This window comes from Vibrio sp. Isolate24 (assembly GCF_022398215.1).
Lineage (GTDB): Bacteria > Pseudomonadota > Gammaproteobacteria > Enterobacterales > Vibrionaceae > Vibrio > Vibrio coralliilyticus_A.
In genome coordinates, this window is sequence record NZ_JAKEUU010000001.1 from 577,315 (window position 1) to 599,838 (window position 22,524).

At 43.0% G+C, this 22,524-nt stretch carries 13 protein-coding genes; 7 read left to right on the forward strand and 6 right to left on the reverse strand.

What is annotated here, in order from left to right; genetic code table 11:
- Positions 1–106 precede the first annotated feature (106 nt).
- Positions 107–1,714 carry an EAL domain-containing protein gene (locus tag L1D23_RS02530; protein WP_239864024.1) on the reverse strand — a complete coding sequence of 536 codons (1,608 nt, stop codon included), beginning with the start codon at positions 1,712–1,714 and terminating at the stop codon, positions 107–109.
- A 269-nt stretch (positions 1,715–1,983) separates the two neighbouring features.
- Here L1D23_RS02530 and L1D23_RS02535 point away from each other — a divergent pair, with 269 nt between their 5' ends.
- The 3 genes from L1D23_RS02535 to L1D23_RS02545 all read left to right on the forward strand — a co-directional run bounded on the left by L1D23_RS02535 (position 1,984) and on the right by L1D23_RS02545 (position 5,463).
- The gene (locus tag L1D23_RS02535; protein ID WP_239864026.1) at positions 1,984–3,177 is read left to right on the forward strand and encodes an acetate/propionate family kinase; all 1,194 of its coding nucleotides are present in this window, start codon (positions 1,984–1,986) and stop codon (positions 3,175–3,177) included.
- Positions 3,178–3,665: 488 nt separating this feature from the next.
- Positions 3,666–4,292 (forward strand): hypothetical protein, encoded by a 627-nt coding sequence (locus L1D23_RS02540; protein WP_239864028.1) that lies wholly within the window; start codon positions 3,666–3,668, stop codon positions 4,290–4,292.
- Between the two features lie 409 nt (positions 4,293–4,701).
- On the forward strand, positions 4,702–5,463 hold the full coding sequence (locus L1D23_RS02545) for an EndoU domain-containing protein (RefSeq protein WP_239864030.1): 762 nt from the start codon (positions 4,702–4,704) through the stop codon (positions 5,461–5,463).
- Positions 5,464–5,625: 162 nt separating this feature from the next.
- On the opposite strand, the gene L1D23_RS02550 is transcribed toward L1D23_RS02545, so the two are convergent.
- On the reverse strand, positions 5,626–5,964 hold the full coding sequence (locus L1D23_RS02550; RefSeq protein WP_239864032.1) for a cytosolic protein: 339 nt from the start codon (positions 5,962–5,964) through the stop codon (positions 5,626–5,628).
- A gap of 357 nt (positions 5,965–6,321) precedes the next feature.
- Between L1D23_RS02550 and L1D23_RS02555 the strand changes: the two genes are divergently transcribed.
- From L1D23_RS02555 to L1D23_RS02565, 3 genes are read left to right on the forward strand one after another with little or no spacing between them, the layout of a single operon-like run.
- Complete coding sequence (locus L1D23_RS02555; RefSeq protein ID WP_239864033.1) at positions 6,322–7,911, forward strand: ABC transporter transmembrane domain-containing protein; 1,590 nt, start codon at positions 6,322–6,324, stop codon at positions 7,909–7,911.
- 11 nt (positions 7,912–7,922) lie between these two features.
- Positions 7,923–9,956 (forward strand): ATP-binding cassette domain-containing protein, encoded by a 2,034-nt coding sequence (locus tag L1D23_RS02560; protein ID WP_239864034.1) that lies wholly within the window; start codon positions 7,923–7,925, stop codon positions 9,954–9,956.
- Positions 9,949–11,244, forward strand: coding sequence for an HlyD family type I secretion periplasmic adaptor subunit (locus L1D23_RS02565; RefSeq protein ID WP_239864035.1), 1,296 nt, complete (start codon positions 9,949–9,951; stop codon positions 11,242–11,244). Before L1D23_RS02560 ends, L1D23_RS02565 begins: the two co-directional genes overlap by 8 nt.
- A 76-nt stretch (positions 11,245–11,320) precedes the next feature.
- On the opposite strand, the gene L1D23_RS02570 is transcribed toward L1D23_RS02565, so the two are convergent.
- The 4 genes from L1D23_RS02570 to L1D23_RS02585 form a co-directional block, all read right to left on the reverse strand.
- Positions 11,321–17,719: a VCBS domain-containing protein gene (locus tag L1D23_RS02570; RefSeq protein ID WP_239864036.1), complete on the reverse strand. Its 6,399-nt coding sequence runs from the start codon at positions 17,717–17,719 to the stop codon at positions 11,321–11,323.
- Between the two features lie 166 nt (positions 17,720–17,885).
- Entirely contained in the window at positions 17,886–18,371 is a 486-nt protein-coding gene (locus L1D23_RS02575) for a hypothetical protein (protein ID WP_239864037.1), read from the reverse strand.
- Positions 18,368–19,486 carry a cytochrome c peroxidase gene (locus tag L1D23_RS02580; RefSeq protein WP_239836303.1) on the reverse strand — a complete coding sequence of 373 codons (1,119 nt, stop codon included), beginning with the start codon at positions 19,484–19,486 and terminating at the stop codon, positions 18,368–18,370. The genes L1D23_RS02575 and L1D23_RS02580 overlap by 4 nt, the downstream gene beginning before the upstream one ends.
- Before the next feature lie 51 nt (positions 19,487–19,537).
- The gene (locus L1D23_RS02585; protein ID WP_239864038.1) at positions 19,538–21,049 is read right to left on the reverse strand and encodes a lytic polysaccharide monooxygenase; all 1,512 of its coding nucleotides are present in this window, start codon (positions 21,047–21,049) and stop codon (positions 19,538–19,540) included.
- Positions 21,050–21,803: 754 nt separating this feature from the next.
- On the opposite strand from L1D23_RS02585, the gene L1D23_RS02590 reads away from it, so the two are divergent.
- Complete coding sequence (locus L1D23_RS02590) at positions 21,804–22,499, forward strand: transporter substrate-binding domain-containing protein (RefSeq protein WP_239864039.1); 696 nt, start codon at positions 21,804–21,806, stop codon at positions 22,497–22,499.
- The last annotated feature ends 25 nt before the right edge of the window (positions 22,500–22,524 follow it).

Consider the following 22,524-nt stretch of genomic DNA (forward strand, 5'->3'; position numbering starts at 1 on the left):
TACTTTCAGACTTTTAGGCCAATCGTTTTATGGCAGTCAAAAGGAAAAGCTTACCGTGGAAAATGAAAGGTGGGTAGAAATGGTGGGTAAAATTTCTGGGCTCTCCTTACGTTTCCTCCGCTAATTCAATGATATGAGGGGGGTTATGATTGTGAGTCCAACGGATTACCTCATCGATTTTTAACGCTGGGCTATACAGAAAACCCTGAATATAGTCGCAGCCGTAATGCCTTAATAGTTCGAGAACGCTGTTATCTTCAACCCCTTCAGCGACGACGGTATAGCCGAGGCCATGGGCCAATGCGATGGCATTTGAGACAATCGAGCTGTTACGCTGATTGGTTTCTAGTTGATACAAAAAAGATCGATCAATTTTGATCTGGTCAACGGGTAAGTCTCTGAGTAGCGAGAGGGAAGAATAGCCCGTTCCGAAATCGTCTAAGCTGATCTTGAAGCCGAGAATTTTGAGGCTTTCTAGTAATTCTTCAGGGCTTCTTAAACGATTAATCGCTGTGCTTTCTGTTATTTCCAGAATGAGGTTTTCTGTGATATCGGGGTATATCTGAATCAACTTTTCAAGATGCCTTTTGAGGTTATTTCCCATGAGATCTTTCGCAGATAAGTTGATATGTACAGGGCATCGAATATTCTCAGACTTCAGCTTTTCGATATCGGTAGACACCTGATTAAGGACCCAGCTAGTAATGGAGGTGATTTTGTTACTTTGTTCTGCAATAGGAATGAATTCGACCGGACTCATCACGGTACCATCTTCTTTCTGCCAGCGGATTAGTGCTTCGTAGCCAGAAACAATCGCGCTTTTCCCGCACAGGATCGGCTGGTAATAGATACAAAACTCGTCATTAAGAAGTGCGGCATCAATTTCGCGAGTGATGCGCAGTTTTTTCTTGGCTCCTTGGCTCATTTTATCGTCATAGCACGCAAACAAGCGACCAGACTTTTTGGCCCAATACATAGCAACATCAGCGGTATTAATGATTTGTTCTGCGTCTTCTCCGTGTCTTGGAAATTCGCTTAAGCCAATAATTGCACCGGTGCTCAACTCAAAACCGTCGATACAAAAGGGTTTGCGCAGTTCTGTATCAATACGCTTAGCCAATACTTTTGATGCGGATTCACTGCTATTTGGACAAATAAGAACAAATTCATCACCACCAATTCTGGCAATGAAATCTTCTTTACGCAGCAAAGATGAAATTCGTTGGCCGATTTGAATCAATAACTGATCACCACAGAAGTGACCCATTCCATCATTAACTTGCTTGAAATTCACGATATCAAGCAGCATCAAATCAAAGGGGGTATCGGACTCAATTAAGAACTCAATTGTTTCTATACAGTGTTTTCGGTTGGGGAGTGTGGTGAGTGAGTCGTGAAGCGCATTGTGCTTTTCTTCGTCGGCTAGAACATGGAGTTGGTTGATGCTTTGTAAACTGTAGGTGGTCACCATATACACGAAAATACTACCGCAAAAAAGAATGATGCAGAGGCCAAATAATACAGGAGTAACAATAGGATCATGAAAAATAGCTACTAAAACAAAGGTATAGCCGGCGACGAAACCAAGAATTAAGTAGCTTAAAACCTGCCACCCTAAGTGCTTTGTCTTCCGACAAACTTTATTAGCGGGAACGTACCCCGCTAATAGAATGATGATGCCTGAAATGACCAGAACAATAGATAAAGTCGTCACTAGTTAGACCATAAGGAACAGGTTTGGGTAAACTCGCAAAAGTGTCACTCTGTTAATAGAGTTTAGGCTTGGATTTCATATTTATAAAACTAACATTAAATTTATGGCTAGAAATAAAGCGTAAGTTGCGTTAGATCAACAAAAAATCGTTTCCTACAGGTCCTTCTTTAAAATAAAGTTGAATCATTAAAAAAATATTGAATAATGTAAGGCACACAAAAAGAAGCACTTTGCTTCCAAAATTCAGTCTGAAACAGGATACATACTCCATGTCTAACTCGTTTGTGCTGGTTATTAACTCTGGTAGCTCTTCTCTTAAATTTGCGGTGATCGACTCCATTACAGGTGACGCTGTTATCACAGGCTTAGGAGAGTGTTTTGGGCTCTCTGAAGCAGTCATTGGCTGGAAGTATAAAGGTGAGAAGACAGAAGAGGCCATCACTGCTCCAGACAATCATCATCAACACGCAATTAACCGAATTGTTAGCCTGATGGAGTCATTAGGTTTGACAAACGATCTAGTTGCTGTGGGACACCGTATCGTGCATGGTGGCGAGAAATTCACCTCCACAGTTCGTATTAATGACGAAGTTCTAGCAGAAATTGAAAGCTTGTCTGATCTGGCACCGCTCCACAACCCAGCAGGCGCAAAAGGGATTCAAGCAGCCATGCAAGCATTCCCAAGCCTCCCTCAATTTGCTGTTTTTGACACGGCATTCCACCAAACTATGCCTCAGAAGGCATTTACTGGTGCGATTTCTAACGAACTGTATAAAGAATATGGCATCCGCCGATACGGTTTCCACGGCACTAGTCACTATTTTGTAAGCCGTGAAGCAGCCAAAATGCTAAATAAACGTGTGGAAGAGTCGAGTTTTATCTCTGTTCACTTGGGTAACGGAGCCTCGGTCTGTGCGATCAGCAACGGTCAGTCTGTTGATACATCAATGGGCTTTACACCATTAGCCGGTTTGATGATGGGAACTCGCTCTGGGGACCTTGACCCAGGAATAATTGAGTTTCTAATGAAAAAAGGCTGGAGCCAAGAGAAGGTGTTTGAGACTTTGAATAAGAAGTCTGGTTTCTTGGGGGTTTCTGGTTTGACGTCTGATGCGCGCGGCATTTTAGAAGCAATGGAAAAGGGACACGAGGGGGCTAAACTTGCTTTTGAAGTCTTCACTTATCGTGTTGCCAAGTACATCGGCTCATATTTGATTCCGCTGAATGCGTTAGATGCGATTATTTTCACCGGCGGTATTGGTGAAAACTCGCTACCTATTCGCCGTGAAATACTGAACAACCTAAAGTTACTTGGCTTTGTTGAAGACGAGCAGGGCAACGAAGATGCCCGATTTGGGCGCGCAGGTATCATTGCAAAATCAGACATACTTAATGCGGTTGCTATGGTTATCCCAACCAATGAAGAATTTGTGATTGCCCAACAATCGGTAGAATTGCTGTAATATATAACAAAACAGATAGTTAAAAAGCGAGCCTCGTGCTCGCTTTTTTGATCTTATATGGTTGATATAGCTAAGCAGCGCTTGACGCCACACTAGTTACTGCTCTATTGATTTCTGAAACTCATTTTGTGCCCTTAGGTCAGCAAGGTTCATGTTCACTTGTTTTTGCCCCTAAATGAGTTGCAATAAGCATCAGAGCGAATGGAGGACAAAGGCCAAACATATAGATTGGCCAGGTGATGCATTTGGACAAAATTGATAAAGAATGGGGATGTGCTTATTCTCATTACCACGACAGCAGCAACGTCAAAGCATGTATTGTGGCAGTTTCCGGTTTAGAAAAGATCTCTGAAAAACTAACTTCGGCAGTGCTTGATTTGTCAAAGTGACTTTTTTGTTAGTGAAATCGTCAGATTGTCTCACTGGGAATTATAAGCTACTGAAAATATGGTTATCATCCTTGTTATTTATCATTAAAGCCTACTCCTATGAGATATAAATCCAAACGTTTAGAACCAGAAGTAAGACAAAAAACCGCAAGAGAACGTGCTGCACACCAACGCCTAGAACGCAGGGCTGAATTAACGTCTGATGAAACTGATGAGAAACGATGGGCTGATAATAGAAGGCGGGTTATCGCTAAGCGTGAGAAAGCAGCACAGCAAAAAGAAAGTCGTAAATCTTGCCTTGATCAAATACTTAATCTGCTGGGGAAAACACGCAACGATTTCAAGTCTTCTATCCCTAAGGGGCCTAATAGTAAATATTATCGAGGTGATGTGTTTGCCTTGAGTTTACCAGACTCTTACCCAAATCTTGATGAGCGTATGAGTTCGATCATTAAGCACACTTCAAGAACTAGCGGGAGTGCTGGAGAAGTTCAATCCTTTACTTCTAATGTGTATGTCGCTCATAGGTTTGCACAAAGTAGAGGGGGAACTGTTCATACGGTTGACGCTTCAGATGGTATTTTTATGTCAGCTGCGGATATTATTTATGCTCATGGTGACCGGCTAGTTAAATTAGGCCATATTCAAGCGGGGACTTTGAGGGCGGCTGTTGAACATTTCTATCAGGATGGTGAGTCTGAGTACTTTTGGATGGGACGTCGTTAAAGTAAACACTCCATGAAGCAACGAGGCTACAATGCACTTGACCGTGTAGCCATAGGGAATAAGGCCGTTTACTTTCACTGACTCTACGATGCTGTAAAGCATTGCGCTCTCATTAGCGGTTTAATGGCGCGTTCGACACGATTATTGTCAATAGATAAGTGACTATCGTCTAGTGGGCTAAGTTTGAACACCGAAAATTACAAACCCTATTGAATTCCCAAGCTTAAGAATTGCACACAAGCAATCGTGCACGAATAAGGCTCCTTTGGGGCCTTTCTTTTGAGTGGCGAACAAGGGTCATATGAAGATCTATGTGATAATCTGCTCCAAATCAAGTGTGGGTAGGAGATATGTAGTGGCCCAAAAATACAGTATGACCTCTAATAGATAATCAAAAAGGGAAATAAACATGAAATTAGCAATATCATCATTGGCTCTTCTTTTCACAGCCATCAATGTTCACGCCCAGCAAGTCCCATTTTTTGATGATGACCCCAATACGGCTTTCGCTCCTGAATATACATTTAAAAACAAACCCATTGATAAAGAAGTACTGAGAATATGTGGAGAATGGGGAAGTGGTGTATCTGAACAGGACCTACAATCTTTATTTGAAAATTATCCAGATATCACAAAGAAACTGCTATCTATTGATGAATCTTTAAACATAGAGAAGCTCGTAACATTGTGGACCAAGAATGATGGGTTTGACCATATATTCTGTGGAGAGAGAGAAAGTGACGGTAGTCTTGGCGGGTTACATTATGCCCCAAGATATAAAGAACTATACGAAATGGGAGTCATTTCTATGTGTCCACCAAACAATGATAAATGTTTTGGTTCGGGCAATGAGGTTGTGCCGGAAAAGGGGATCTACTCAATTCCTACGAGCTATCTCAACAATGAAAGCAAATGGAAGTTGAAGCCTGTCAACGGTTACAACATGGAAATGAATGCAGATGAAATTCTTTATCAAGCCACCAAAGGTTACTTTGACCTAGCGGATAGAAGGAGTTGTTTCCATAAAATCCCACAAACCAATGACCATCCTGAACACTACGCAGTGATTGTGAGTGTAAAAGGCGATGAGATCACTACTTTTTACTCAGTAGGTCCAAATGGTCGAAAGGCAAATTCTCAACGTTACGGTACTAGTTACTGTGAAAAATAAGATCGTATAGAATCACTCTTATTGTGGGCTAGTAAGGATTCAATCTGTCAGTCCAAAATGACGATGTAATCAAATCTGACAGATTGTTCTAATCCCTCTTATATACCATGCTAGGGGAGCAGATCCTCACTTAACCGCAGCTTTCAACTTTACGAATGGTTGTTAGTCAAGTCGGGTAATAAAGGTTTGTTCGTCATCCACAAAAGCGACAAAGCCGCCGTGATAGATAAACACTCGTCCACGCCCTTCAACTAGGCAGGCAAGTTGTGGGTTCAAACCTTCTTCGTTATCTTGGCTTTGAAACGTACCGGTATCTGTGACTACGCCGCTGAGTTTGGGCAAATATCCATAAGTACGCTTGGCTTGGTCAATCAGGTTCAATTCACTCGCAGTAGAGAAGCAAGAGGGGATTGCCCCGGCTTCTTCGATGAATATGGTTTTCAGTTCTTCAAAAGCGGTAATCACCAGCCAGTCAATGTCGTTAACGCGATGGATAAACATAGAATTTCTCGATAGTACTAATATGGAGATTTTATCATTATCAGGGGAGGGCATAGTAGAGATTTAACTGATAAAGGCGGAAACCCTATGGCTGTTTTCGGACATTGATAGGCTAATTGGAAATAGTTCCATCAAGTTGTTTAGGAATGTATGTCAGGGAACGAAAAATTGGAAGAACCTTGAGTGTTTTGTGACCAAAACACAATGACTCTTTTTCTCAGGCGTAAGCGGTCAATTGCTGATGGCCAATGTAATTTGTCGTCATGTATCAAATTTAATCTAAAATTCAGAACCTTAACTTGAATAACCCCCTACTGTATACCAACCTTATCTCATATGAATACAGGGGAGCTAGGTATGCAGCTGACGCAGACGATCAATAAAGATGTCATTGGGAGGGTGATGGTACCCTCTATTCTAATTAATCTTCTATCACTTGCCGTTCCATTGACGGTGTTGCAAATTTACGATCGCATCCTGCCGAACCAGAGCTACGGTACGGCAACATTACTAATCGTTGGAGCATGTACTGCCGTTTTATTGGAATCATTCATTCGTTATGTGCGAAGTTGGTTACTATCCGCTGCAGCAAGCAATACGGAAAAAGAGACCTTTGATCAACTTGTTTCAGCCGTGACTAATGCCAAGCCTAATGAACTACGCATGCTAGGAGCGTCAAGTGTTGACAATGGCTTATCGTATATATCGAGAGTGAAAGAGTGGTATTCAGGGGGCATGGTTTCCGGTTTTATCGATTTTCCCTTTGCTCTCCTATTTCTCGGCTTAGTTTATTACATTGGTGGCAGCTTAGTTCTTGTTCCTATTGCTGTGTGGGTCTTAGCCAGTGCAGTCGTTTGGCTGGCCTCGATAAAATCTAAGCGTTTAGGTGAAGACGCGTTAGAGAAAGAGCAAGACCGAAAGGGATTTATGCTGCTACTCGGACAAACTCTGCAAGGCATCAAACGACAAGCTGTGGAGTCGAGGCTTTATCGTCAGTTTAAACGCACTAACGATGAAAGGTTCTTATCCAAATCTAGTGAAGAGCAACAAAACGCCTTTGCACTAGAATTTATTCAATTAGCGTCCTTAATGACATCGGTAGTGATAGTGATCACCGGTAGCATATGGGTTCTTGATGGAGATCTTACAACAGGCGGTTTAGCTGCATGCTCGATTTTGTCGGGGCGTGCGATTGCCCCTTTAAGTGCCCTCATTGGCATGCGTGTGAAACTGAACTCCATTCATTCCGCTAATCAGGCTATTGGTCGAATTCGTAACTTGCCTCAACATTCATTTGAAGTAGGCGATATTAAATCAGTGAATGCAATTGCCGTATGTAACCTAACCGCCCAACGTTATAGCCACACATACAGTGTCTCTTTTGAAATGGCTAGAGGGGAGATCATTCATTTGAGTAGTGATGAAAGGCACATCGACAGTTTCTTTGCTGGAGTGATTGCTGGAGTTGACGGGGCTCAAAGCGGAGACCTTCTCATAAATCATGACAGTGCTTCGATAGAATCTCTGTCATCTATTAGTTCTTACGCTGGCGTTAAAGGGCAGTTAGTCAGCGGCTCTTTACTCGACAATTTGTGTGGTTTTGATCCAGAGCGTACCGAAAGGGCACAACAATATGCCCAAAAGCTTGGGGTAAGCAGCAAACTAGCTCAGTTAAGTGACGGGCTAGAAACGAAAGTTGGCCACGCTTTTTCGAGCCCACTAAGTATGGGCGATATCAAGCTCCTAAACCTAGCTACTCAGCTCGCTGCAACCTCACCATTAGTGGTTCTTGATAGGCCTGATGCCTCTCTCGACCTTGATGGGTTAGAAGCCCTTAATCGAGTGTTACGAGAGGAAAAAACTCAAGGGCGGATGATTGTATTGGTTTCTCATCATCCGGCAATCATTGAACTTACGGACAGAACTATGATTGTGGAAGAGAAGTAAGGGGCGGCAGCATGATGAACAGTTACGAACAAGCCGGAATCGCTTTGCTAAAAGGCTTGGAAGTCAGTACTAATATACAATTTTTTTCTAAACAGTGGATTGATGAAAATGGGCTTGAGAATATCGATGAATTGTTATCGTTGTTTGACCGGATTTATCTTCCCTATGAAATTGTTCCTAAGCTTAACCGGGATCAGAGCTCGAAGTATTATCTTGCTGTTTACAAAGATGGGCGTATCGAAGTGTGTGATGGCGTAAATTTGGAAGTGGAAAGCCAGCCTGCCGACTTTTACGTGGTTGTATTGGGGTTGCCATTAGAAAAGCACCCTTCGGATTGGACTGGTGAAAGGCTCGATGCATTTAAGCCAATGCTACCGAAATTACTTATTGTAAGCTTTTTCACGAATGTTTTTGCCTTAGGTCTTCCATTTATCACTATGGCAATTTATGACCATGTGATTGGAGGAGATGCAGCGCATGAGTTATTGGGAATTACCATTGGTGCAGCGCTTCTTTTTGTCATGATGGGGCTGCTTAGAACCTTACGCGGAAAAGTATTGGTCAGCTTAGCTAATCGTTTAAGCCGAGAGGTTTCTCAAGCATTAGTCAAAAAAACTCTTAAAAATTCGTACACTCAGAATCAGCAATCGATCGCGTTCAACCAACAGAATCAGATTCTCTTATCGGAAAGGGTATCGAGCCTTTTGTCGGGGCCGTTGGGAGGAGCGCTGTTTGATATCCCGTTCGTTGTTATTTTTATTCTTGCTATCGGGATTTTGGGCGGTTGGCTTATCTTAGTACCCATTGCTTCGCTTATATTGTATGCCATATTTTCCAAGCACGCGTTGGCTAATTCTAGTAAGAGCTCAATGCAGTCGACCATAGCAGGTACCAATCGACAGAATCTTATTAATGAGCTCTCCTTAAAACTGGTTTATTTACGCACCTCTGGTTTTGCGCCGTATTGGTTGAAACGTTTTGATAAGGCAAACTTCCTTGCTTCAAAAGTTGGTTTTAATCAAGCGATTAGACAGCACAGGTACACCTCTATTTATTACGCTATCACCTTAGGCTCAACAATCGCTGTTATGGGGTTGGGAATTGGTTTGATTTTCGAAGAGGTATTGAGTCCTGGTGGGTTAATCGCCGCGATGATGTTGATTTCTCGTATTACTGGGCCAGCTCAAATGCTAGCCAACAGTGCGTCAAGGTTTGCCAGCTTTAATCAGTCTAAAATGCAAATTAATCGCTTACTTGCCCAACCTTCGGAGCGTGATTTCAGCTATCAGCATCACGCATTACCTGATCATGCCCCTTCCATTAAAATAGACCAACTGACGCTTCGATATCCAAAACAGATACGTCCTGCTCTCTCCGCGGTGAGCTTTGAGATAGGCAAAGGAGAAGTTGTTGCTATTACAGGACCATCCAGTAGTGGTAAATCTACGTTGCTAGAATCTCTAGCGGGGCTTCAAGTTGCACAGAATGGTGCGATTGAGCTTGAAGGGGTGAATTTGTCTCAATATGACCCACAACTATTCCGTCATTGGTGTTTCATCCGCGCAGCCTATCCAGACTTACTCTCTCTGTCGGTAAGGGAATGGCTAGCTGATGGGAAGCAGGTGACCGATCAGAAGATGGTTGATGCACTCGCTCTTGTGGGGGGGAGCGCATGGTATGACTCGCTGCCTAAAGGTTTAGATACGGTGATTAGCTCACTCATACCGGACAGCTTGTTCGATATTCTATCTGGTACGATTGCTCAAGTCCTTATTGATGCTAAGGCACTAGTTTATGATTACAAACTCATGTTAATGGATAACCCTGTTCCAGACTATCACCCTAAGGCGAAACAGGTATTCACAGATTTTGTTCACCGTAAAAGAGGACAATCAACCATCATCTTCACTTCTCATGATCCTGATTTAATTAAACTAGCGGATAAGGTGGTCGTATTAAATGATGGTTCCGTAGCGTATGCAGGCCCAATAAAACAAGAAGAAACTGAGCAACAACAATTTATCAATGAGGTATCCAATGGCTGAACATAAATACGGTGAACTAGTGGAGTCGAGTGTAACGTCAAAATCATTATTGATTGCGACGTGGGCGGTAGCCATTTGCGTGGTCACTTTCGTTGTTTGGTCACTGGTAACTCAAGTGGATGAAATTGCCAAAGCGAAAGGGGCAGTCATTCCTGAGGGGGAGCGGCAGGTGTTACAAAGCGAAATTGGAGGAAAACTCAAACGTGTGCTGGTGAAGAAAGGAGATTTAGTAGAAGCTGGACAACCGCTAGTGGAGTTTGATGCAACGTTTCAACAAACAACTTTGGATGAGCTTAAATCTCAGCAGGTTACGCTGTCACTGAGTATAGAAAGGATGAACGCTTTGCTTGATCAAAGAGAGCCTGATTTTTCTTTGTATTCCGCAGAATATCCGGCTTTAGTGAGTGAGCAGCTGGCTCAGTTGAGTGCACAAAAAGCCTTGTTTTATCAACAGCGGGTGGTATTAGAAAAGGATAGTGAACAAATTGCAGAGCAGCTTCGTTCGGTGAAAAAAGCCTTACCCTCTTACGAGAAGCAATTACAAGCGACCAAGCAAGAACTCGATATACTAGAAAAGGGCTTCAAGGCAGGGAACATCTCTCGATTAAGAGTGCTAGAGATGAGACAAAAAATGGCAAGTATTGAGCAGCAAATAGCGGAGGCAATAGGTAAGCGCTCCGTCCTTGAGAAGCAAGCTTCGACCAACGAGCAAAAAATAGAACAGCTGCTGGCAGAGTCTCGTTCAAAACTGAGTGATGAACGCTCAAAAGCTGTTTCAGATTTGTCTGCTTTAAATGCGAGAGTGCGTTCGAGTGAGGCGAAAGTGACAAACACAGTTGTGACCTCACCATTGAAAGGGCTGGTACAAAGCGTTCCCAGTACTCAAGTTGGTGGTGTAATTCAACCTGGTGGCGTAGTGGTAGAAATCGTCCCTTTAACGGGGAAAGCGGACTTTAAAGCTAAGCTATCACCTAGGGATATTGGCTTTGTTCATGAAGGACAACCAGCCCGAGTTAAAGTTGATGCGTTCGACTACAGTCGCTTCGGAGCTTTAATTGGAGAAGTAGAAAAAATTTCTCCGACAACCAGTCAGAATGAGCGAGGTGAAATCTTCTATGAAGTCTTTATCTCTGTTGACGAACCCTACTTTCATAATGATCCTGAAAGGTTTTCAATTCTACCAGGTATGACAGGAGAAGCAGATATTACGACAGGCGAAAAGTCCGTATTTCAGTATCTTTGGAAACCGATCTATACCAATGTTAGTGTCGCCTTTGGTGAACGCTAACTCTATCCTTTAGGTTAAATGAATATAGAGAGAGGCAGCATAATCGCTGCCTCTCTCTTTTGGATGTTATTATTTTTTAATAAGGATCAATTAAGTGGCTAGGGTCAGTATGATCATGGTGTTCGTCTGGGTTTATTAGATCCTGATGCTTGTTATCGCTGTCATTAGTTTGGTCATGTTTTGGTTCTAACATGTCTGTATCCACGGCGTGCTCTTGGAGCTCAGTATGTTCTTCTTGAGCCATTACAATATCAATATCATTTGGCAAATCAGATGGTGATGATGTTTCTGTAGAAGCTTGTTCGGTGTTTAAGCCGAGAGCAGAGAGATATGCAGCTGCGCCGTGGTGTGAATTGCCTTCACCTGTTGGCGGAGCGGTTTGTTCATCGGTAACATCATCAGGAGAAAGTATGACATCAACGGTTGGTACTTGTTGATCTACCGTCTCATCAGATTGGCTAACTGGCGTGGGAGCTAGTGATGTTAGCGTCATCCTTGCACTGGCGTGTGTTGCACCAGAGTGTGCATCTTGGACATCGTAGGTAAAGTGTACTTGACCGTTGTAACCTTTATTGGGGGTGAACGTATAAGTCCCGTCTTGGTTATCTCGAATGGAGCCATGGTCAGCAACTAAGTTGTCAACCGATAATTGTCCCTTGTCGTTACTATCAATATCTCTGGCGTTTGCTAACAAATCAGACGCGGTGATGGTTTGAACGGTGTCTTCTTTGCCAGAGTTTAACTGGACCTCACTTGATACAGTAGGGGCGTCATTAGTGCCATGAATTGTGATCACAATGTCATGGGTAGTGCCATCCTTTGAGTGCACGGTCACGGTATCGGTCAAGGTTTCATTCTCACCTAGTTGTTGTATTTCAGGCTTACGATTATCAATGTAATAACCCCAATCGCCTTTTGGACCTATTTCGAGTTTACCGCCTAACGATGATGTGTAAGGTGCCCATTCAGGGTGCATAGGTGCAGATATTAATGTGTTAAATTCAAATCCTGATTCGCCAAGATCTGAATCTGCCGCTGTGAGCATACCATGAGCCTGGATTGTGTATGAGTAGTTTCCGACAACAGAAGCATTGGGTTTGTAATCTTCCGCTACATCGCCTGTATCTTGACCACTAAATACTGCAGCATCGTTAGTTGGTAAGAGGGTCGTGTTAGCCCCTGTGCGGACTTCACCCCCGTTTGTATCCTTCACGTCGTAGGTAAAGTGCACTTGACCGTTGTAGTCTTTATCGGGAGTAAAGGTATAAGTACCGTCGTGGTTATCTTTGACTGAGCCATGGTCGGCGATAAGATTAGCGATGGTCAGTTGGCCTTGGTCGTTGTGATCAACGTCATTAGCGTTCGTTAATAATTCCGCAGTGGTGATGGTTTGCACTGTGTCTTCTTTACCAGAGCGAAGGTGAACTTCAGCTGATACAGTTGGTGCATCGTTAGTACCAAATATGTTAATTTGAATACGTTCTGTCGCTTTTGATCCATCAGTGGAAGTTGCGGTAATGTTAAATCCTTCAGCCTTAAATTCTCCCTCTTCGAGAGAGTTGGCTTTGGTTGGATCTAGATCGTAATGCCAGTGTCCATCACTATTTACATTTAGTGTACCGTAGCGTCCTACGAATTGCCCAGCAGTGAAAGATACTTTATCTATAGTGTCTACATCATGAGCTTGAAGTTGCCCTGAAACTCTTGGAGTAATATCCTCTGTCACACTTCCGATTGGTGCGGTAAGCGAGTTGGGAGTGTCAATGATGATATGATCATCTGTGCCCCTGATAACTGCTGTAAACGGTATATGTGTACCATCTTCAGTGATTATGATCATAGAATCACTCAGTGATTCACCGGTACTGAGCCCCTGGATATTTGCATGGTCGTTATTTGCCATATATCCCCATTTGTTATGCCCATCATAGCCATGTGTAAAATTGAAAGTTCCGTAAGTTGCTGTAATAATTCCAGCAAAATTGGGTGTGAGTGTGTGTGTGACACCATTGACAATAACACCTACTACTTTTTCTTGTAGCGGAGAGTCTGGGTCATGAATGTCTAGATTATTCCAGCCTGACCACAGTTCATTTACTGAATAGATGAATACTTTATCTTCAGTGACGTTTACTGATGTAGGGCCATTAATGATTGCAGCATCATTGGTCCCTGTTATTACAATCTCTAAATTTTGTGTGGCACTCGCGCCATGTTCATCAATTACGGTGACAGGAATAGTGAGCGTATCTTTTTGCCCACTTGTAAGGTGTTGATAAGCCGCATTGGTTGGGTCAAAGCTATAACTACCATCTGGATTGAAGGTTAAGCCATCAATCGGTTGAGCTATTGAATAGGTTAATGTTGCACCATGGTCGGTATCATGACCTTGCATTTGTCCCGTTAACCGCTTTCCATCTTCGGTTACGGCATGAGATTGAGCGGTGAGGGTGGGAGCGTCATTAGTGCCGTGTATATTGACTTGTATGGTAAATGAAGTGCCATCTTGTGACTTTACGACACACTCATCAGTGATAACTTCTCCATTTGCAAGATTTTGAATCAAGGGTTGATGATCTTTGATAGTGTATAGATAACCACCATCTTGTGATATCACGATGTGACCACCCAATTTTGTGTCATAGCCAATGCCTTGATAGGTTTGAGGGCCTAAATTGATATTGAATTGAGCCTCTCCTTTGTCGGGGTCAATGATATCAAGCTTGCCACTAAAGTGGAGCTTATCGTGTGCATCGATATAGTTGCGATCTTCAGTAACACCGTTTAGATGTTTATCAGATGGTGCATAATTTATCGTGGCGTTGTCTGGAGCAGCCGCTAAGTTCATCGAGGCAGTTTGCTGTACAGACGCACCATGCTCATCTTGTATTTGGTAGCTAAACTGGACTGGACCAGTGTAATCCTTATCAGGTGTAAAACGGAAAGTACCATCATGGTTGTCTGTAACTTGTCCGTGGTCGGCAGAGAGGCTGTGTATGCTCAGTTGTGCGTCATGGTCAATATCACTGGCATGAGCAAGTAAGTCAGAGGCTTGCAAGGTCACCGCTGTGTCTTCTTTTCCCGCAGCCAATGTGACTGATGACGACACCGTTGGAGCATCATTGGTGCCTGTAACAGTAATTGTAATACGGTGTGGCGTGCCATCCGCAGAATGGACTTCATAGATGACATCTTTCGTTTCACCTTGCTTTAGGGCTTGTACCGCTGGATTGCCATTTGCTAGAACATAATCCCAATTACCGTATCGGTCGATGTGCATTTCTCCCTGGAAGGGGTCACTAATTGCTTTTTCGTGTCCAAATATACCTGATTCCCGAAAGTAATTTTCATTTACATCAGAATCGGTTACGTGAAGGGTTCCGGTAACTTGAATTTGATGCATTGAATCATGAAAAACGTGCCTATCTTCGGTTATTGAACCGGTATCGGTACCCGAAATTGTTGCAGCATCACTTACCGGAGCTAAGGTCATGTTTGCCCCCGTATGCGTCACACCAGAATGAGCGTCTTTTACATCGTAGGTGAAGTGTACTTGTCCGTTATAGTCTTTATCGGGAGTGAAAGTATAAGTACCGTCTTGGTTATCTTTAATTGAGCCATGGTCGGCGATGAGATTGGCGATACTCAGTTGGCCTTGGTCGTTATGGTCAACATCGATGGTATTAGCCAACAAATCTGCTGCTGTAATAGTTTGAGCGATATCCTCTTTGCCCGAGTTGAGTTGTACCTCACTCGATATAGTTGGTGCATCGTTGGTTCCATGAATGGTGATGACGATATCGTGGGTGGTGCCATCTTTGGAGTGAACGGTGACGGTGTCAGTGAGTGTTTCGTTTTGTCCAAGTTGTTGGATAGCAGGTTTACTGTTGTCAATTGAGTAACCCCAATCACCTCTGTCATTGATGTACAAACGTCCACCAAGCTGGGTATGATACGAGTTAGCTAAAAGCTTGGCATCAAACTCCGATTGGCCCGCATCTGGGTCGGTTACTGTTAGTGTGCCATACGTGTCCAACTGTCCGGCTAACCCTGACACGCTCGAAGCCAAATTATGGTCTTCGGTAACATCTCCCGTATCTTTTCCGCCGATGGTTGCTGCATCGTCTTGGGGAGCCAAGGTCATGTTTGCCCCCGTATGCGTCACACCTGAATGCGCGTCTTTGACATCGTAGGTAAAGTGCACTTGACCGTTGTAGTCTTTATCGGGGGTAAAGGTATAAGTACCGTCATGGTTATCTTTGATTGAGCCATGGTCGGCAACGAGATTGGCGATACTCAGTTGACCTTGGTCGTTATGATCAACATCGACTGCATTTGCTAATAACTCCCTAACTGTAATGGTTTGAGCGATGTCCTCTTTGCCCGACTTGAGTTGCACTTCACTCGAAACATAAGGCGCATCGTTGTCGCCATGAATGGTGATGACAATGTCGTGAGTGGTACCATCTTTGGAGTGAATAGTGATGGTATCTGTGAGGGTTTCGTTTTGACCTAACTGGTCAATTGCTGTCGCCGTTGAGGGAGATAACCCACTTGAAGGTGTTTTCCCTAGGTTGACCATGTAGTGCCAAGTGCCATCAGCGGAGAGCATGAGTCTGCCGTATTGGCCTGCATAGTTGAAGTTATTGGATACCGACGAGTGCGACAAAGTATCGAATGCAGACTCTCCGGTATCCGGGTCGATAATGCTCAACTTTCCATCAGCATACAAAAGTGTATTGCCCAATTGAGCCATGCCAGGCTGAGCATAATTAGGAGACATATCTTGCCCAGCATGACGCTCGTAAATGTGGCCTGTATCAACCCCAGTCACTTGAGCGGCATCATTGGTCCCTGTTATTACAATCTCTAAATTTTGCGTGGCACTCGCGCCGTGCTCATCAGTGACGGTGACAGGAATAGTGAGCGTATCTTTTTGCCCACTTGTCAGGTGTTGATAAGCCGCATTGGTTGGGTCAAAGCTGTAACTGCCATCTGGGTTGAAGGTTAAGCCATCAATTGGTTGAGCTATTGAATAGGTTAATGTTGCGCCATGGTCGATATCATGGCCTTGCATATGTCCCGTTAACTGCTTTCCATCTTCGATTACGGCATGAGATTGAGCGGTGAGGGTGGGGGCGTCATTGCTTCCTTCAACTTTGATGGTGATTGAATGTCTTGTTCCGTCCGCAGACTGAATGGTAAATACTTCTTGGTGGTGTTCAGATTGATTGAGATATTGAACTGCCGTTTTATTATTATCGAGAATGTAGCGCCATGAACCGTCTTTGTTGAACTCTAAAGCACCATATACCCCCGCTTGTTGATCAGCAATAAAGTAATCTTGATTAGCATCTGGGTCTTGTATTGATAGCTGACCACTCACAAAGGTTTGTTTATCTTCAGTAATGGAGCCAAATCCACCGCTAATCGATGCGTGATCGTCGGTGCCACCAATCGACATGTTGACGACTTGAGATGTACCATCTTTAGTGTGGATGGTAAACGATTCATGCAATTCAGTTTGACTGGTTAGTGCTTGAATGTTGCTTTGCGAATTGTTGACCTGATACTGCCAGTGACCTTGGGCGTCGATTGTTAATGTACCAAATTTCCCTTTGAGAGTTTCAGCTTGAACGGCGCTCTCATCATGGTCAGGGTCAATCACATCGATTTTGCCCGAGGTAGTGATCAAGCCATGTGAGTCGACATTACGATCTTCAATAACACTACCTCTAAGATCACCTGATATGCTTGGTGAATCTTGGTGCCCCTGAACCGGAACTTGAATGACAACATCTGTTCCATTCGACAAGTGAACAGTGAATGTATCAGTTCCTGGCTCCTGTTTCTGTAGAGCAATGTAAGCTGGAGATTTTGGATCCAGTGTGAATGTGTAACTACCGTCGCTATTGATATGTAAAGACCCGTATTTACCTTTCATTGTCTCATCTATATAGGTTATTTGAGATTGCGAAGTTAGCGCTGGCGTTTGCAGTGGTGTTGACGGTTTTGTAGTAACGGTGTTTGGTGTGTCAGTGTGGGGGACATGGTTGGTAATCTGATGCACAAGCGGATGTTGTTTAGTTGATAGATGATGAGATGGCGTTACAGACAAAGAGACTTGGAGATGCCCCTTTTCTTCCATTTCAGCAACGGCTTCTTCGCTCTTTAGACTCGCTTTTGGCGCCGGAGTATTTGGAGTGTCATGGCTTGTTTGAACTGTTTCATTTTTTACCACAGAGCTTGAATCGTATGGCTGTTCATCAGTATGAGATTCATTCGAAGCATTATCAGTTTCTTTACTTAGCATGAGAGAAGGCAGAATCATGGCGATCTCACGAGGAAGTGGAACCTTAATGTTTAGGCGTGAGAACAATCGAACTTTACTAGCCTCTGTTTTGTTCTTTGAGGGGGCTTCCTCCTTGTTAACGTTAGCATTCGATTTTCTGTCTTTTTTGTCATTAGTCGCCATTGATGTTCCCTGCCGTTATGAAATTAGTCTCTCTTCAGTAAAGTACAAATTCTGATTCTTTTCTATCTTCAGCAACTATTTAAAATGATTAGATTTTGTTATCACCCAGCTATCAGTTTTAGTGGTTGTCATATTCGCAATAATGCGCTCAAAGCGTACTGTGTTATCAGCGATTTTGTTCTTGGTGAATCTTTAATGTGATCGTTTCATTAGGTGTGCCTACAACTTTGACTGGGTAGCTACCCCATTCATGAGTGTTTATGTGAGTGATGGTCATATCTGGTTGATCGCATTGCTGGTTAGTAATGTTTTGCCCCGTTGTATCCGCGTCTTTCATTTCTATATTTATTCCCGTGCTGTGGAAGACAACGAGCTTTTCATCCCAATTCTCAACAGATAGATTTAGGTAAGCTTGTCCATCATTATTGAGTTTAAGTGTGATCGCTAAGGGAGTGGAAACGCTCAAGCTTTGTTGAGCGGCTTCATCGGGTGACTGTGCCGTTTCAAATGTGTTGGTTGGTAGCTCACATAGGGCACGATATTCTTTAGCAAAATATTGGTTGCGTGCTGAATTCATATCGGCAAGGGCTTGAGGGCTAATAAGCGCGATAGCGGTTGTCAGGCTGATGAATATTGGGCGTGTTAGTATCATCTTAATATTGTTTCCGATTGTTGTTGGTGTAGGCATGATGGTGTTGAATTTTGCTCATTCTTAGTACTAACAGAGGAGCCGAATGGTGAATTAAATGGATAGCGTGTCCAGTCTTGGTCGATAGATAACGAGCGAAGAAAAGCAATGAGTGCTTTTTTCTCATTGGTCGTTATATTAAATCCATTAATTAGAGTACTTTTGGCCGGGTGATGGTAACCATCGCCCTTATTCGGCCCATAGCTAAGTTTTCTTCCGCCTCTGGCATAACTCTCTATGACGGACTCCAATGATTGGAAGCTACCGTCATGTCCCCAAGGCCCAGTGTTTGATACATTGATTAAAGAAGGAATGCGAAACTTCCCATCGTCCTCCCATCGTTTTGTATATTGCCTTACCCCAGGCTCACCAATAGGGTAGGAGAGCATCCCATTTTTGTTAGGTACCCCGTAGAGACCCGTATTTTGATAATGGCTTAGGGTATTTACAGGTTGATTCAGCAAGGGGCCGCCATGACAGGCTGAGCAGTTGAGTTTGTCACTATAGAAGAGCTGCAGGCCGTGTTGCTCCTGTTGTGTTAGGGCTGTGATATCTCCATCCCTATACCGTAGGTAGCGTGACTCTTGGCTAGTGATCAGCGTTAAGTACTGCTTTAGAGCCCGTACTATGCGCTCTACGCTGATGTTTTCATCACCAAATGAACGCTCAAACATCGATGGATAACAGCTGTCTTGAGCTATCCGTGAGATCAACTTTTTCGGTGTTATACCCATTTCGATGGGGTGAGTCGAAAACATTGGGTTGGTGATCGCAGTGTCGATCATCTTGCGAGTGGGATCGGCCTGAGAAAAGTGAGTAAAGAGAGATACATTGAGCAGTGAAGGAGTATTTAGCGTGCTGTGGTTGCCATTAATGTCGATGGTTTTCGTAAATGTGTTACTCCAGCCATGTGTGGGTGAGTGACAAAGTGCGCAGCTTCTGTTCTCTTTGACGGATAACCGAGTATCAAAAAACAGATGACGGCCTAGCTCTTGTATTGCACTAATCGGCTCCTCTGCGAAGGTGACACTAGGTAAAAGCAAAAGTAGAGCCAATAAGACGTTGAAGTAATACGACATAGAAAACTTACAGAACTAGGCCACCTAAATATAGGTGGCCTTTGATTGACTTTAATCTAGCTTACGCCACTGTTGATCGACCCAGTTAGGGTCACTGGCAACACCAGGTAAGAACGCTTCGTCGTTACAGTGTGCAGCCCAGTCGCCGAAACATTCGTAGATACCTTCGCCTTCAAACTTCACCACGTCACCGGCCACGTAGCTGCCAAAGCCTTCTGGGTATAGGTAGTCATACTCAATCTCGCCTTGTTCTTCAACAACGGAGAATTCGTATGCGGCTTGTTCAGTGGAACCATCAACCTGACTAAGAATTCGAACGCTATAGTTTCCTAATGCATTGACTTCAAAAGATGCAGGCTGCTCTGTTGTTCCTTTGATGATTTGTTCTGGTTTCTCACCGCCAACGGTTCTCAATGTCGCTGTATATGAGTAAACATCTTGTTTGCCATTGATAACAGTGACCTCAACAGGAATAGAAAGAGTTTCGCTAGGTGCTAACTCATACTCTGCTTCTTTGTTTGACCACTCTATAGAGGTGTCATTGGCATCCTGATCGACTTTTTCAATCAAGTGTGACCAATTCTCGTTGGTGTAGTAGATATTATTCTCTGATGGGTCGTCACTGATGATCACTTCATCTTCATCGTTTAATACACCCACTTGCACATATTGTGAAATAGTCTGATTACTGTTGATGGACTCTGCTAAGTCAATCTTCCAAAGATCGTTTTTTTCGTTCTCAGGCGTAATATCCTGTAAGACTTCGAAATCTTCATAACCTTCATACATCAAACGAGCCTTGACTTGGTCTCCAGAAGCGACGTCGATTGTTTCCGTTGCAAACTCTTCACTTTTCACCCATGGTGACTCGTCTGGCCCCGGTTCGTGGTCACCGACGATAACGTTGGCACAGCTATAAAAGGCTTCTGGGCTGTCCCATACATCTTGAGGCGGCTCTCCTAAAACTTCATGAGCTTTATGATCTGGGTTAGGGCGCTGCCAAACTTGGTAGATAATGTGTTTGCCCGTTTTGCCTTCTGGCCATTTTACTTTGTACTTAATAACCTGATCAGGTAAACCTCCTTTACCGTCAATAACGGTAAGCCTTTCCAAGTCTGCCCAAGTCAACCTATCCGTATCTGGATTGAAACCGTCACGAGTGACGAAAAGATCCCAATACCATGTTTTGTGTACTGCTGTGTGCATATAGGTGATTTCAAATTCGCCATTTTCGTCCAGCTCAATTTCAGTGGCATATCGGTTAGCACTTGGGATATCAAGTACTGAGTAATCGCCACCTTTAGAAGCTGAACATAGCTCTTCGTCTTTGATGACTGCTTGGTGATCGCCAGCAGCACTGCCGCTATTAATCTCATTTTTTTGATTTTTGACAGTGCTATTACACAAGCTCGGATCTGTGGTTGTGTTTTCGTAACAGCTATTCGCATAATCTTGTGGTGAGACCATATAGCCATGAGCTGACACAGGGGTGACATAAACACTGCTCAGTGCCGCAGTGAGTAAACTCAGCTGCAATACTGTATTTTTCTTATTGATTTTCATTAGGTGTATCCTCTTGTTGTCATAACCTAGAACTGAAAATAGTACGGGTTTAATAAGTTACTTATCTAATTGCTCGATAGTTAAATTTATAAAATTAAACGATGTGAATTACTTTTATTACCGGTATAAATATATCGATGATATTTTAAAATGTAATTGTGATTTATTTAAATTTTCAATMATTAATATTTCAAGTGTTCATTATTGACTTGGTATTTTCGTGATTAATGCATTGCAAGCATTATATTCAGCTTGTTTTGTATGCCCATACTCTTGGTGAACATTGTTTTTATGGCATAGGTCTCAGTCTAAGGAGTTAAGCTCAACTAAACGGACTTGTTCTTGTTATATATTTTGACGTTATTAACGTAGGTTGTTTTTGTATCCAAAAAATTAAACTCTCGAATACTTTGGGTAGTTATTTTATATAAATTTACATATTCCTATTCAAGTTTTATTTCTGATTTTCCGTCTCAGGGAAGAAAGTGGTTTTTTATAAAAACAGAATTTGAATGGATATCACGTAAATAACTTAATCTTGCATTCGTTTAATGTGTATTGGAGTAAAACTGAGCGCAGTTTTTCACCCGTTCATTGCCATCTCGCTAGACTATAGTGTGGAATTTAAGCTGATACTCAACAAGTCCAATATTGGTTTAACTTTGCATGGTGTGTCAGTATGTAACCTATATAAATAACAAAAAGACATTTGCTATCTATACTTATATTAATTATTAAGAGATAACTGTTTGATATGATGACAAAACCCTTACTGATCACAGCATTAGTGTTCATTTTTATGAGTATGAAGACGCATGCTGCATACGATATGCATTTTTTCCTGCCAGACTTTCCGCCTTACACTATGGTTAATGATCAAGGACAGCCAGATGGAATTGGTCTTGAAAAGGTCTTACCGATCTTGTCGTCTATCGGAGTAAATTATACGGTAACAGTGTCATCAAACCACGGTAGAGCATTGTCTGAATTAAGAAAAGAGCGCTCTGATGGCTTCTTCATGGCCTCGAAAAACGAAGAACGGGATAAGTATGCGGTTTTTTCAGAACCCGTGATGATCAATCGTTGGGTTTGGGTGGTTAGAACCGAAGATATGAACGGATTTGATCCTCATAGTGATACCTTCAAAGCAAACGCCAAGGTAGCGAGTTTACTCAATACGAACACTTCTTATTGGCTCAAAAACCAAGGGTATCAAATCAGTCCGCCAGCGACCAATCCCTCAGGGTTAGTTGAAAAGCTGGATAATAAGGAGATTGATGCTTTTCTTGTTGCTGAGGTGGTATTTCTCCATGATGTGATCGACTTAGAAGGGTATGGTGTGGTTTTAGAAGAAGAAAAGGCTTTTGGCCTCTATATCTCAAAACGTTTTCTAGAACAACACCCTGAGTTCATGGAAAAGCTTAATACAGCCATCCGGCGTTTTCGTTAATTGTGAAAACTTTGTGATGAGTCAG

Coding starts and splice junctions, on each gene's coding strand:
- L1D23_RS02535 (WP_239864026.1), top strand. CDS start 1,984: ATGTCTAACTCGTTTGTGCTGGTTATTAACTCTGGTAGCTCTTCTCTT.
- L1D23_RS02540 (WP_239864028.1), top strand. CDS start 3,666: ATGAGATATAAATCCAAACGTTTAGAACCAGAAGTAAGACAAAAAACC.
- L1D23_RS02545 (WP_239864030.1), top strand. CDS start 4,702: ATGAAATTAGCAATATCATCATTGGCTCTTCTTTTCACAGCCATCAAT.
- L1D23_RS02550 (WP_239864032.1), bottom strand. CDS start 5,964: ATGTTTATCCATCGCGTTAACGACATTGACTGGCTGGTGATTACCGCT.
- L1D23_RS02555 (WP_239864033.1), top strand. CDS start 6,322: ATGCAGCTGACGCAGACGATCAATAAAGATGTCATTGGGAGGGTGATG.
- L1D23_RS02560 (WP_239864034.1), top strand. CDS start 7,923: ATGATGAACAGTTACGAACAAGCCGGAATCGCTTTGCTAAAAGGCTTG.
- L1D23_RS02565 (WP_239864035.1), top strand. CDS start 9,949: ATGGCTGAACATAAATACGGTGAACTAGTGGAGTCGAGTGTAACGTCA.
- L1D23_RS02570 (WP_239864036.1), bottom strand. CDS start 17,719: ATGGCGACTAATGACAAAAAAGACAGAAAATCGAATGCTAACGTTAAC.
- L1D23_RS02575 (WP_239864037.1), bottom strand. CDS start 18,371: ATGATACTAACACGCCCAATATTCATCAGCCTGACAACCGCTATCGCG.
- L1D23_RS02580 (WP_239836303.1), bottom strand. CDS start 19,486: ATGTCGTATTACTTCAACGTCTTATTGGCTCTACTTTTGCTTTTACCT.
- L1D23_RS02585 (WP_239864038.1), bottom strand. CDS start 21,049: ATGAAAATCAATAAGAAAAATACAGTATTGCAGCTGAGTTTACTCACT.
- L1D23_RS02590 (WP_239864039.1), top strand. CDS start 21,804: ATGATGACAAAACCCTTACTGATCACAGCATTAGTGTTCATTTTTATG.